9 protein-coding genes are annotated in these 13,246 nt (G+C 63.1%); 3 read left to right on the top strand and 6 right to left on the bottom strand.

Translation table 11 applies throughout. From position 1 onward, the window contains the following. The first annotated feature begins 7 nt into the window (after positions 1 to 7). Positions 8 to 1,357 carry an APC family permease gene (locus JOE31_RS17840; RefSeq protein ID WP_209746883.1) on the top strand — a complete coding sequence of 450 codons (1,350 nt, stop codon included), beginning with the start codon at positions 8 to 10 and terminating at the stop codon, positions 1,355 to 1,357. Positions 1,358 to 1,421: 64 nt separating this feature from the next. Next, positions 1,422 to 2,201: a carbon-nitrogen hydrolase family protein gene (locus tag JOE31_RS17835; RefSeq protein WP_209746881.1), complete on the top strand. Its 780-nt coding sequence runs from the start codon at positions 1,422 to 1,424 to the stop codon at positions 2,199 to 2,201. Positions 2,202 to 2,309: 108 nt separating this feature from the next. On the opposite strand, the gene JOE31_RS17830 is transcribed toward JOE31_RS17835, so the two are convergent. Beyond that, positions 2,310 to 2,831: a hypothetical protein gene (locus JOE31_RS17830; protein WP_209746879.1), complete on the bottom strand. Its 522-nt coding sequence runs from the start codon at positions 2,829 to 2,831 to the stop codon at positions 2,310 to 2,312. Between the two features lie 261 nt (positions 2,832 to 3,092). Here JOE31_RS17830 and JOE31_RS17825 point away from each other — a divergent pair, with 261 nt between their 5' ends. Beyond that, positions 3,093 to 3,344 carry a hypothetical protein gene (locus tag JOE31_RS17825; protein ID WP_209746877.1) on the top strand — a complete coding sequence of 84 codons (252 nt, stop codon included), beginning with the start codon at positions 3,093 to 3,095 and terminating at the stop codon, positions 3,342 to 3,344. Positions 3,345 to 3,359: 15 nt separating this feature from the next. Here JOE31_RS17825 and JOE31_RS17820 read toward each other — a convergent pair whose 3' ends face one another. From JOE31_RS17820 to JOE31_RS17800, 5 genes are read right to left on the bottom strand one after another with little or no spacing between them, the layout of a single operon-like run. After that, on the bottom strand, positions 3,360 to 6,656 hold the full coding sequence (locus JOE31_RS17820) for an exodeoxyribonuclease V subunit beta (RefSeq protein ID WP_209746875.1): 3,297 nt from the start codon (positions 6,654 to 6,656) through the stop codon (positions 3,360 to 3,362). After that, positions 6,653 to 9,493, bottom strand: coding sequence for a PD-(D/E)XK nuclease family protein (locus JOE31_RS17815; RefSeq protein ID WP_209746873.1), 2,841 nt, complete (start codon positions 9,491 to 9,493; stop codon positions 6,653 to 6,655). The genes JOE31_RS17820 and JOE31_RS17815 overlap by 4 nt, the downstream gene beginning before the upstream one ends. 57 nt (positions 9,494 to 9,550) lie before the next feature. Next, positions 9,551 to 10,138 carry a hypothetical protein gene (locus JOE31_RS17810; RefSeq protein WP_209746871.1) on the bottom strand — a complete coding sequence of 196 codons (588 nt, stop codon included), beginning with the start codon at positions 10,136 to 10,138 and terminating at the stop codon, positions 9,551 to 9,553. Next, on the bottom strand, positions 10,138 to 10,725 hold the full coding sequence (locus tag JOE31_RS17805; protein ID WP_209746869.1) for a hypothetical protein: 588 nt from the start codon (positions 10,723 to 10,725) through the stop codon (positions 10,138 to 10,140). The genes JOE31_RS17810 and JOE31_RS17805 overlap by 1 nt, the downstream gene beginning before the upstream one ends. Further along, positions 10,725 to 13,154 carry a sigma-70 family RNA polymerase sigma factor gene (locus JOE31_RS17800; protein ID WP_280873198.1) on the bottom strand — a complete coding sequence of 810 codons (2,430 nt, stop codon included), beginning with the start codon at positions 13,152 to 13,154 and terminating at the stop codon, positions 10,725 to 10,727. The genes JOE31_RS17805 and JOE31_RS17800 overlap by 1 nt, the downstream gene beginning before the upstream one ends. Between the last annotated feature and the right edge of the window lie 92 nt (positions 13,155 to 13,246).

Genomic DNA, 13,246 nt, shown 5'->3' with positions numbered 1-13,246 from the left:
AAACACCGTGACAACAACGCTCACCCGCACGCTGAAACTGCCCAGCCTGGTCCTGTTCGGCCTGGCGTACCTGACCCCGCTGATCGTCCTGGGAATCTTCGGCATCATCGCCGAAACCACCGGCGGGGCATCGCCGTCCGCCTACCTGGTCGCGCTCGTCGCCATGCTGTTCACGGCCCATAGCTACGGCCGGATGGCCATCGCTTATCCCGTGGCCGGTTCCGCCTACACCTACGTCCGCCGCTCCATCGATCCCAGGGTGGGGTTCCTGGTGGGCTGGGCCATCCTGCTGGACTACCTCTTCCTGCCCATGGTCATCTGGCTCATCGGCGGCTCGTACCTGACCGCGCAGTTCCCCGGCATCCCCATCGGGGTCTGGATCGTGGGCTTCATCCTCATCACCACGCTGCTGAACATCCTGGGCATCAAGGTGGCGGACAAAGCCAACTACGTGCTGATGGCCTTCCAGTTGCTGGTGATCGTGTTCTTTGTGGCGCTGTCCATCGGCAACGTGGTGTCCACGCAGGGCGCCGGCGGGCTGGCCAGCACGCAGCCGTTCTTCAACGACACCTCCAGCTTTGCCACCATCTCCGCCGGTGCCGCAATCGCCGCCTACTCCTTCCTTGGGTTCGACGCCGTCACCACCCTCACCGAGGAAACCATCGAACCGCGCAAGAACATGCCCCGCGCCATCATGCTCATCGCACTGATCGGCGGCGGCATCTTCGTGACCGTGTCCTACGTGACGCAACTGGTCCACCCGGGCGGGGTGTTCGAGGACTCCGCCTCAGCAGCCAGCTCCATCGCCCTGCAGATCGGAGGGCAGCTGTTCGGCGCCGTATTCCTCGCCGGCCTAGTGGTGGCGCAGTTCGCGTCCGGCCTCGCAGCACAGGCCAGCGCCTCCCGCCTGCTTTACGCGATGGGCCGGGATTCCGTCCTCCCCAAGGCGGTCTTCGGCCGGCTCAGCGCGAAGTTCCACACCCCCGTGGTGAACCTGATCGTCACCGGCTTCGTGGGCCTGATAGCGATTTTCCTGGACGTGGCCACCTCCACCTCGTTCATCAACTTCGGCGCCTTCACCGCCTTCACACTGGTGAATGCCTCGGTGGTGTTCCACTACGTGCGCCAGCGCCGTGCGGGGCACCAGCTGAACCCCGTGTCCTACGTGGTGGTCCCGGTGGTGGGAGCCGTCATCTGCGCCTACCTGCTCTCCCAGCTGGACAGCAACGCGATTACGCTGGGACTGTCCTGGCTGGTGCTGGGTGTGGTGGTCTTGGCTCTGATCACCCGTGGTTTCAAGGCGGCGCCGCCGGAAATGACGGCCACGGAGAAGGCGACGGTTGAGGCGGCCGCCTGAGCTGGGCGCCTGAGTTCGGGCCGCCGCCTGAGCTGAGCTGGTTGACAGAAGGGAAGGAACAGCCGTGAGGATAGCGCTCGGGCAGCTGGAGTCGGGCACCGACACCCAGGCCAACCTCGCCGCGATCGACCGGTTCACCGCCGAAGCAGCGCTCGACGGCGCCACGCTGATCGCCTTCCCGGAATACGCCACCTACGAGAAGAAAAAGGTGGACGCGACATTTCCGGAGATCGCCGAGCCGCTGGACGGTCCCGTCTGCCAGGAACTCGCCGCCATCGCCCGCCGCCACCGCATCGCGCTGGTGGCGGGCGTGGTGGAAACCTCGGACGAGCCGGGCAAGGCCTACAACACCCTGGTGGCTTTCGGGCCGGACGGGGGTCGGCTGGCTGTCTACCGGAAGATCCACCTGTTCGACGCGCAGGGCTTCGGGGAATCGACGTTCATCAAACCGGGACCGACCACCAGCCCGGTGGTGTTCGAGCACGGGGGAGCGCGCTTCGGCCTGATGACCTGCTACGACCTGCGGTTCCCGGAGCTGGCCAGGTCACTGGCCGACGCCGGCGCCCAGGTCCTGCTGGTCTGCTCGTCCTGGGTGCCGGGCACCCACAAGACCGAGCAGTGGCTGGCGCTCAATGCGGCACGCGCCATCGAGAACAGCGTGTACGTGGCAGGGGTTTGCCAGACGCCGCCGGTCTCGGTGGGGAGGAGCGTCCTGATTGATCCCATGGGGGTTGTGGAAGCCGATCTTGGACTGGAGCCTGGGGCGCGGGCAGTGGACGTCTCGCTAGAGACGGTGGCCAGGGTACGGGAGCTGTTCCCGATGTTCCGGCAGCGGCGGCTTTGAGAAACCCGGATACTCTGTGGCGAGCAATGCGCATTCCGAAACGAAAAGGCGGAGCTTACACCGGGCGCGGTTGATCTTCAGTCGATTTGTTGTGGCGGTCTCCGCGGCTCACCTGGTCGTAGAATCAAAATTATCGAAGTGTTTCTCTCCGTAGGATGTGACACTGAACGACCCCTTGCCGCGCCGCTCCAGCCAGCCTTCAGAAGCCGCCGTGTTCAGATCCCGGGGAATGTTCGTCGGGATCTTCTTGCCTGATATTCTCCACAGCTGCTTCATCGTTTCCGCGTCGACCTCATACGTGTTGTCATATCGCTTGGCCCACGTTGCGATACCGAGTGCGATAACTGAGTTGCCACGCGGAAGCACCTTGGCGTCGAGGAAGACTCGGAGCGGAACCCTTTCATCCTCTGCATCACCGCCTTGGAGAGGAGGAACGATCGGTAAGAGCTCGTCATCGCTTGCACGACTCGCCCCATCGCTCGAGCTGCCTATGTTTTGCAGCGGCGGACTTGCGATGAGCTCCTGAAAATCTGCAAATGCATTGAGGACGTCTTCGCTCGATCCGCTCGCAGAAAAGCTTGCTTGACCAAGGGTGACATCAAGGTTGAATGGGACTGTGGCGTCGTTCATGTATGAAAAATACGCCCATCGATACACTCTGTCAATACAAATACAGAAATTCATACAGGAGTATTTGCCAGGGACCGTGACTGGCTGATTAAGCGCCTCATGTGGGTGCGCTGTCCGCGACAAGGCGCTGAATTAACATCGAGCTCATTTGACGGTCCTGGCTACATGGTCTTGCGCACTCGGGAAAGTTACAAAAATTTCTTACGGATAGCAATTTTTGTAACTGCGCTAGATGTCGGTGTTGGAAGATACATTTCTGCCATGACCCATGAAGCGAAGTCCGCCAAGAAGCGCACGGCAGCCGTTCGCCAATGCCCTGTGTGCGGGCACGAATCCTGGCGCATCATCTATGGCATGGTCATGCGTGACACAGTCGAGCAAAACCCAAAGGCGGAATTTGCTGGTTGCGTCATGATGCATGAACAGCGTATCTATCCCGCAACCGGCCGCGTTGAGTGGGGCTTGCCGAAGTGGGCTTGCCAGAGTGCCGAGTGCCGGCACCGCTGGTGGTAGACGGCACCCGGCAATCTATAAGTCGTCGCCGGCTTTACTCTGCCGAGACTGTCGCACGACCTCGGCTTCTCCTGCCCGGCAGAAAATCAACACCAGCTCGCTCACTGTCTGTCCCGTAATGCGCTCCACCATGCGGGCATAGGTGGATAGCTGGCGCCAATAAGACATGAGCCTCTCCTGCGTGACGCTGATGTCCGTCTTGAAGTCGGCGATGACCAACGCCCCATTGTCCTCGCGGTACATCAGGTCGATGATGCCCTCCAACGTCATGCCGTCGACGGACGTGACAACAGGCAGCTCCAGCCAGTGCTCCCTCTCCGCCGCACGCTGAACCGGCGCGCTCCTCAGCGCGGAGCGGGCCCGTTCCGTGAGGCCGGCGGGGTCTTCGAGGCCGGCTGCGCTGGCGATCCTCCCGGCCAGCGCATCGAAGTTTTCAGTCTCCTTGAGGTCGCTCAGTTCGAGCAGTCGGTGCAGTGCAGTACCGAAGTCCGTGCCATGCTCCGCGCCGGGCTCAGCGAAAGACGGTACCTTTCCGGCCTCTTCCAGGCTCACAAACCGAGCAGCGCCTTCCGTGTCCAGGCCTGCCATGTCGCTCTCCGTGCCCTTTGCAGTCGCGGTGACCGAAGTCGAGGAGGCTTTCGCTGAGGACTTCTGCCAGGCCTCGCGATCCTGCTGCCAAACATCGAACTCTTCTACTGGCCGGACCTCATGGGGCGTTCTGGCCTGTCCCGGCATGTCCTCCGGAATTTTCAGATCCGGTGCTGAAGCTCCCTCGGCTGCATCCTTGAGGAGCTGGCCGAGGCTGTTCTTGGCGTTCACGTAGTGGGAGACCACAAGATGGCTTTCCGCGCGCGTGCAGGCAACGTAGAGCAGGCGGCGACGCTCGGCGTCGTCGAACTGCTTCTCCACTTCCTCAGCGGTGCCATATCCAGCCGACCGGATGTCGCCAATGAAGTGCACTTGCAGTTGTGCGCTTTGATCCCAAAGGGCTGCGGCTTTCTGGTTGCTGGGGCCGGACCCGGTACCGGCCAGAATCACCATGGGGAATTCCAGGCCCTTCGATGCATGGATGGTCATGATCCTTACGGCCTGGACATCGGTCTCAGGCACCACAGCTTCCTTAACCCGCGAGTTTTCCTCCTGCTGCACCCCGGCCCATACGAGGTAATCGCGCAGGCCGCCATGCGTGGCCTCCGTCCAGGCCCTGGCCTGGTCGATCACGAAACGTAGCCTGCGCCAGACGTCCCGGTAACGGGGGGCGTCGATTGCCGCCTCCAACATGCGTCGGTCGTTGACCAACCGCTCCATGAGTTCAGCGGGCGTCAGGACTTCGATGTCGCGGCACAGCGTGGCAAGGTACTGAAGGGAATGCGCCACAGTGGACTCTTTGAGCCGATCCGGCGCGGAGGAGAACAGGTTCCACCGGCCGCCCGCCTTCTTCCACTCGAACAGTTCGTCATCGCCGCAGCCAAACATCGCCGACCGCAGGGTTAACACAAGAGCAGCTTCGTCCGCCGTATTTGAGATGGCCCGCAACGCGAGCAGCAAGTCGGTGACCTCCTGTGTCGAGTAGACAAGGGACGATGCCTCCGCCCGGTACTCGATACCGGCGTCGTCCAGCGCATCCTCCAGCGCGGCGAGGGACGTGCGGGTTGGGATCAGTACGCATATGTCCTTCAGTTCGACCGGAGAAGGCTCGAAACCGCCGGACCGCTTGCTTTGCTTTTGCCAGGCTGGCTGTCCTGCGGTCCCGGTCGCGATTCTGATCGCGGCGGCAACGTCGGCTGCCTCCTGCCGGCGCATGCCGTCAGCCGAGACCTTTCCGGACTCGCCAGGCTGGGCACCGGCGCGGCCGATGACTGCGACCGCCGGGCCGTGCTCGAGGTCCCATTCCGGGCGCTGTGGATCGGGCGTCAGCGCGCGGTATTGAGGCTGAATGGTGCCTCTCGCCGTGATGAGCTCACCGAATGTGGCGTTGATCCAATCGAGGAGGCTTCCGGTTGACCGGAAATTGGTCTTAAGCGACGCGATGTTCGAATTTTGGTCGTCGGCGAAGCGTCGCTGGGCCCCCAAGTAGGTGGCGATGTCGGCCCTGCGGAAACGGTAGATCGACTGCTTGGGATCGCCGACGGTGAACAGCCGGCCCGGAGGGATGCTTAGATGCTCCCACCCGTCGGGTCCGCAGACGTCTTCGGCTGTAATCCGGGTGGCCAGTTCGGCCTGGACGGGGTCGGTGTCCTGGAATTCGTCAAGCATGATGCAGCGGTAGCGATTGTGGAGCGCCGCGTGGACGGCCCGTTTGTCGTCGCCGACAAGAAGGTCCCGGGCATGGATGAGGAGGTCGTGATACTCGAGTTCGCCGCTGTGCTGGCGTTCGCGGGCAGCCTCGACGAGTACTTCAGCCATGGCGGCAGTGACCGTTTCTACGGCGGGCTGGACAAAGCTGTTGCGCAGTGCTTTCGCCTGTTCAGCCAGGTCTTTGCACGAGCTCCTCACGTCGGCGACGTTGATGGACCAGTTGCCCTTTTGTCCGCCGCTGAGCCCCTTCTGCGGAACAGAATGCAGGAGCTCGAGAACCAAGCCCAGCTCGCCGGTTTCGGCCTCGGCTAGACGGCCGTGCCAGCTCTGGATCTGTTCGAAGGCGGTAAACAACTTGTCGGCGGGGTCCGTGCAGTGATCAGCGTGTGCGAGGACCTCGGACGTCTGGCGCAGGAGCGGCCCCAGGTCCACGGCCGGGATCCGGCGCTTCCGGGGAGGGTGGCTTTCCAGCCTGTCCCAGTTCGCGTCCAAATCAGCCGCCACGTTCTGCAGGTGGTCCAAGGAAACGCCGACGGCGAGGAGGATGCGGAGGGCGTCGTCGATGGACGGGTCGGTGAAGAGTTTCTGCCGGGCCGCTTCCCATCGTCGTGTGAACGCAATCTGGGACCTCAGCTCGTCCACCACTGTGATCAGGGGCGGAACCCCGGCCTCTATCGGGTGTTCGCTGATGATCCGCGCCGCGAACGAGTGGATGGTGCCGATGGGAGCAGTGTCCAGCTGGTCCAGTGCCCGCCGGCGCAGCTCCGTGGGGCTTGCTTCGTTCAGCTGCCGGCGGACCCGTTCCCGCAGCTCACCCGCCGCTTTCTCCGTGAAGGTGATGGCGGCGACGCTCTTCAGTTCCACTCCGGCGTCCACCATTGCGCAGATGCGCTCCACAAGTTCGTGAGTCTTGCCGCTGCCCGCGCCCGCTTCGACGAAAATGTTCGTGTCGAGGTCTTGCTCAATCAGGGTGCGGTCGGTCTGGTCTACGAGTTCCAGGACTTCGGTTTTCATTTCTCCGCCTTCAGGAGCTGGGCATAGGGCTGAAGTTCGTGGGCGTTTTGAAGCTTAAGCCAGCGCTGGCCAAGCTCCTGGGCCCCCATCATGGTGGTGAAGTTGACGTACCGGTCAGACTCGGGCCGAAGGGGGAATATCCCGTTCCGCAGTGCGGACATAATGAGACCGGCGTCCGCTCGAAGCTGTTCAATGACATCGTCAGTCACGTAGTAGCCGATCCTGGCGAAGTTGCCGGCCTTGGAGATGAACCAGTACTCCGCCGCGACGGGTGAGTGAGGGGCTGCGAGGGTCCGCGCAAACAGGCCGTAGACCGGAAGCTGGTACCGGGTGCCGTCTGCGGTGGGGTGGTCGTTGAGCGGCTTGAACTTGTCGGCCTTGCCGGTTTTGTAATCGATGACCTTGACCGTGCCGTCGACATTCCGGTCGATCCGGTCCACCTTGCCCCGGAACCGGACCACAGTGCCGTCGTCAAGGGTCAGTTCGACCGGCGGGTGGCTGTCGGTGTTCTCCGGCCCGAAGCTGGCCTCCTCAGCGAGGTAGCTCCAGCCCTCGGCGGACCTCGCATCATCGTCGGCCAAAACCCGTTCCAGGTCCTGGCGGATCATGGCCTGGTTCCGCTCCCAGACGTGCCGGAGCCACGCCGGGTTGGCGAATTCCGCAAAGGCAGCAGTGGCAAGCTCCGTTAGGCGGCTCGACGACGTTGGAAGCCCATCCTTGGTGATGCTGCGGACGTAGTCTTCCAGCACCTGGTGGACGAGGATGCCTCGCTGCTGTGGCGAAATCTGAACCTCCAGTTCGACGTCCTCCAGGATGCTCACCTTAAGAACGTGCTTTAGGAAGTAGCTGAATGGACTTGTCACCCAGTCCTCGAGGCGGGTCGGGGACAACGCCTTGTCGGAATCAACGATAGTTCCGGCGTGGGCGCCGAGGTTGCCGTTGAACCTGGAGAAGATGCCGTCGCGCCGGTCGCGGGTGACATCGAGTGCGCGCTGCAGCGCAGCATCGTCGCGAAGCGCCGCTGAGCGGTCCTCCGCACTGAGGATGTGACGCAGCCTCCACTCCTGGGCAGTCGGAGGGAGCGCGGCCGATGTGGGGGCGCCGTTCTCGACGCCGTGGGCAAAGGAATGCAGTTCCTTGTAAGGCTTGGCGGTGATCCATCGGGAGATCTGGTAACTGCCGGATCCGCGCAGATCGCCGCGGGGGCTGGTGATGATCCGCTCGGATCCTGCGGCGAGGGCGTCGAAAAACTGTTCCCTCCTGGCTTCTGCACGCTGCTCCACAGTGGGGAGGTTCCCGCCCATCATGATCCGGACACTGTCCGGGAGGAGCGGGTTTTCCTTGATTCTTGCCGGTGCCAGCCCTTCCGCCGCGCCAAGCAGAAACAGGGAATCCAGGTCCCTGGCGACGGCGTCGGCGTAGCTGCCGATGACGACGCCGGTGCCGCTTTTCCCGGTCCAGCCTCCCTTCGCAGCGATCCCGTCTTCCATTGCGCTGCGGATGAGCGAGGGGGTGGGCGGCAGGCCGACGAGGTCGAGGTGGCTGAGGTCGCGGGCGGTCTGGGCCAACGCGTCGCGGGCAGCAGCCTTTTCCGGTCGTTCGGTGGTTGTCCGCGGGCCCATGAAGCCTTCAAGGAGTCGGACCAGCCCGGCTGATGCTTCGCCCCAGGTCGTGGCAGTCTGGATCTCCCCAAGCCGAGATGCAAGGTCTGCCACAAAGGATCGCAGCGTTCCGAGCTGTTCCCGTTGAATGGCCCGCGTAGTGGATGCCTTCTCCCCGGCGCCTTCATCGGCGTCCTCTTCGGCCGGGGGACTGGCATGAAGCCTCTCGCAGGCGGCGCTGCTGGGCAGCTTTCCCCCCTGCCAGACGAACGTTCCTTCGGCGTGGATGTTCAGGATGGCCCGCATGTCGGGATCCTGTGGGTCGAGCGTCAGCAGTTGCAGGAGTCCGCGCGCAAGCGGTGAGTCCGCGAGACGGTGGGCTGCCGGACCGACGAAAGTTATGCCCGCCTGGCCAAGGCGCTGGGTCAGCAGAGCGGCGTATGGCAGGGAGGCTGAGTGGAATATCCCGATGCGGTGGCCGGCTGTGCCTGCTGCCAGCCTTTCGACGACAAGGCGGACGACGGCGCGGACTTCGTCGTCAGCGTCGGAGGCCGTCATGAGGGTTGTGCGGTCAGCCCCGGTACCTGACGCGGAGATGCCTCGCATTCCGGCTTCTTCGAGGCTCCGTCTGAACAAGGATTCGGAGGGATGCGTATCGGTGCCCAGCATGAAGCCTATGACGGTGCCGAGCCGTCGCATCGCCGCCATGGTTTCAAGTTTGCGGCTAGCGAGAGTGAAAGCTTCGTGGTCGGTGTACCAGCGCGGGCCCAGCAGCTCCCTGGCTTTGCCGTGGATGCGCAGCACTTCATGCATGAGCTCAGGGAGTTCCGAGTCGGAGGAGCAAGGTACGGCGTCCAGCAGCTCCGCCGTCTTGGCGATGGCGCGGGCTGTAGCGGGCTGTTCGGCGACATCTTTGAAGAGACCTGGATTATCGATCAGGACCTTGCTGACTGCTCCAAGCCTGAGGACCGGCAGGAGGGGGCGTTTTCCCGCCAGGGCGGGCTCGTCGGCGATGAGTTCGGTTGCCAGATCCTTTAGGGTGAGTGCCTTGATGCCCGCACTTCCTGCGCCCGAGTTGAGGGTTCTGCCGAGGAACCGGGTCACATCCCTCCCGGACGCGTGGGATGGGACCAGGACGGTGACGGGCGCTAGCGGATCCTTGGCTTGGGCCTGGCTGATCATTGCTGCAAGCCCGGCCAGAGCATCGCTCACCGACGGAAAAGTACTGCAGGTCATGCTGTCCCCCTCATCCTGACATTTCACACAACATAGCAACCGGCAACGACAAAACTGCTACGAAGCTCCCGAGCCGCTGTTTCCGCCTGCTTCTGCGGCGGCCGCAAGCAGCCGGTCAAAGCTCGATATTCCATAATCAGGCGGCGTGACTATGACGACGACTCGCGTCGTCCGGACCACGTTGTTTACCCGTTTCACCACAGGATTCTGGGCCGGGGGCGGCAGCTGTTCGCTGACTGCCTGAAGCTCCAGCCCGGGAACCCCATTGACGATTAACGGGCGGGGCCTGCCGTTTTCGATGAGCGCCCTGAACTGCTGGGCGGATAGATTGTGCGTGGAATTTCCGGTCAGTCCCGCGATTATGTCGTTCACTCTTGAGGTGATGCCTGCCAGGAATCTTCTTTCGGCGGAGGCTCTTCCTTTGATGGACAGAGCCGTGAAGAGGATGGCGAAGATAGCAGTAAACAGCGTCACTGCCCCGAAACTCCGGAGCCCGGGCAAAAAGATCATGAGGATGAGGCACAGCACCGCACCGATCACGGCGAAGCCGATGAACATGTTTCCGCCGCCCTGAGCCGGCCGGCCGCTCCACTGGTCGGACGTAAAGCTGCAGAGGACGCGCTGTTCGGCCTTGGGTTTTGGCATTATCTGTCCCGCTTCGCTTCGAGTAGGGCCTCCGCCAAGATGATGGCGTGCCGCGCGTCCTGGAGGTCGCTACGCAGACCGGGGTCCGGGTTGACCGCTGCGGCCGCGTCCGGCGTCCCCACAAGTTCTCCGATGACCCTGCTGAGGTTTTCGCGCTCTTGCGCGAGCATCCGCGACGATGTCAGCTTCATTCTGCTCTTCTCGAGGCCGGCCAACGATTTGTTGATCTCGTCGCGGCGGGCGCGGACCACAGTTGATCGGTCGCCGATCCGCTGTGTCCGGTTCCTGAAGAGGGGCTCCATCTTCAGCGCAATCTCGTGGAGCTCGCCCAAGGCAGCTTCCCGCTCGGGGACCTTGGCAGAGTCAGCCAAGAGGGCGTCGCAACGGATAAGCCGCTCCTCCCAAAGCTGAAGGCCGGCGTTGTTGTGCCGAAACAGCACAGTCAGGATCTCAAGGGTCGTGTCCAGGCTGTCGCGTCGTACTGTGAGCTTAGCGCTGGCGGCATCGAGGCGTCCGATGAACTCCTCATAGTTGTCCACCTTTGCGGCCGTCCTGGCCGACCATGCTGGCTTCTTTGGCTCCGCCATCAGTCTGAGTCCGATTCGGTGCTGTCCGCGACCGCGAAGCCTCCGCAGTAATCGCGAAGGGACGCGGACCGCTCTGGTTCTTTGAGCAGTGCCATGGTCTTGGATTCGATCTGGCGGATACGTTCACGGGTGACGCCGTAGACTTTCCCGATCGCGTCCAGCGTCTTTTCCTCACCGTCGTCAATGCCGAAGCGCATCGCGATGACGCCGGCCTCCCGCTCTGTCAGGGTGTCCAGCACCGCATGCACCTCGGCCTTCAGCTGTTCACCGGCAATGCGGTCCACCACGTCCACATCAGTTGGGTCCACCAGCTGGTCCGCCAGCGGCTCCAGGCCGCCCTTGCCATCGGGTACCAAATAGTCCAAAGAGTGTGCTGGCCTGGTGAGACTCAGGAGATACTCCACCTTCTCCGCTGAGTGGCCGGTGGCCTTTCCGAGTTCCGCAGGAGTTAGCGCGAGTCCCTGCACAGTCGCTTCACGCTGCGCGGCCAAGACTTTTTGTATCTGCTCCACCATGTGAACAGGCAGACGGATCATGCGCCCCTGGTCAGCCAGGCCCCGCGTCACGGCCTGGCGAATCCACCAAGTCGCATATGTCGAGAACTTGTTGCCCAATGTGTAATCGAACTTGCACACAGCCCGGTGAAGGCCGATGTTGCCCTCCTGAATCAGGTCCAGGAAATCCATGCCGTGGTTCATGTAGCGCTTGGCGATGGACACCACCAGCCGAAGGTTAGCCTCAAGAAGCGCGTTGGCGGCGCGGCTACCCAGGAGGGCCATCTCGCGGAGCTCCCGGGATTCCCGACGCCCGCGGGGAACACCGTCCGTCAGGAGGTGCGACGCATACAGGCCGGCTTCAATCTCCTGGGCGAGCTCCACTTCCTGCTCAGCCGTCAGAAGATCCGCGCGTCCTGCGCGACGTAAGTAGTCCTGCACGGCGTCCTCGCTGAAGCCCTCCAATCCGGCGAGTTCTTCCGGCCAGTCGGAATCTTCCAGATCGAAGTGCGTCGGCGCGCTCTCCTCGCTTTCCTCGCTCTCGTCGACTGCGTCGCGGCCGGGCTCGGCAACCACAACTTCCGGGTCACCAAGCGCTTCACCGTCAGCTTGGTCCGCCTCGCCACCTGACTCCGTCTCAACCACATCCTCGCTGACAAGGAACTCCTGCAGCCGGTCCAGATCCGTCTTGATGTCGAAGAAGTCCACGTTGCGTGCGAAAGGCAGCACCTTGCCGAGGAATTCCTCGCCCTGGACGTTGGGATCCTCAACGGTGCCTGTCGAGTAGAGGACAACGAGCCGGCCAACGCGGCCGTTCGCCTTCTTGCGGATGACTCGGCCGAGCCGCTGCACCATCTGGCGCTGGCTCCGGTTGGCCGCCACGATGATCCCGAGGTCGGCTTCTGGAACGTCGATGCCTTCGTCGAGGAGCCTTGGTGCCGCAAGGATCTGGGAGGCGCCGCTGTGGAAATCCTCCATGCCCTGCCGGCGGTCGTCCTTGGCCATCCCGCTGAACAACGCGGAGGCCTTGGAACCCATAGTGGTGTACAGCTCCTGTGCACGGCGGGCAGATTCTTGGGTCTGGGTGAAGATGAGCGTGCCGTGGGACCCATCGACCGTTTCCTTCAGGGCTGCGAGCGCGTGATACTTCGTCTTTGCCTCGGCCAGGAGGGTGAGCCGGGACGCCATGGCCCTCATGTACTTGCGGGCAATCGTCGCTTCCCTGCTCGGTGAATCCGATCCCGCGAGGGTGGCCACCGCGGCTATGAACTGATGGAAGGGCCGCCTGGGGATTCCGGCGTAGGACTCCAGGTTTCGGGCCGCTTCGAACATCGTGTTCGAGAATTCCTCGTAGTTGATCTGTTCCGACGGGGTCAGATCAACGCCGACCAGCGCGATGTCGAAAGGCGCAATGACCTCGTCCTTCAGAGCACGGTCATACCAAAGCGAGTAGATGACGCCGCCGAAGTAGGGCGTCAAGAGGTTCTCGTGCTCGCCGTCGGACCGTTCGTACGTAGCCGTCAGCCCAAGCCGCCAGGCGTACCCTTCCTGCAGTGCGCCGGTGAACATCGGTGCGGCGTAGCGGTGGCACTCGTCAGCGATGATCAGGCCGGCCTTGTGGGTGCGAAGCGTCTGGCGGTTGGACGCCGAATGGACGATCGCCACCAGGATGTCGACGTGGTCGAGGGAGTCGAGGCGGCCGTCGCCGAGTGCTCCGCGCCGTGCTTTCGGCAGGTCGCGCTGCAGTGACGCCAGCCATTGGCGTTGGAGTTCGGCGGTTGGCACGAGGATGAGTACCTTGATGCCTTGGCGGACTGCCTCGAACGCTGCGGCGATGCCGACGCGTGTCTTGCCGGAACCGGTGACGGCTTCCACCACGCCGCGGCGGGCGTTCGCGTGCCATGCCTTCAATGCCTCCTGCTGCCACGCGTACAGAAGGCGTAGTCGTAAGAAGTCGGCACTGGCGCGGGCGCAGCCTGGGCCGGCACCTGCGGAAGCGTCATGACCGGGCTTGTCCCGGCGTCGAC

It is taken from the genome of Arthrobacter sp. PvP023 (assembly GCF_017832975.1).
GTDB lineage: Bacteria > Actinomycetota > Actinomycetes > Actinomycetales > Micrococcaceae > Arthrobacter.
The sequence above is the reverse complement of the archived record's forward strand: the minus strand, read 5'-3'. Positions and strand labels throughout refer to the sequence as shown.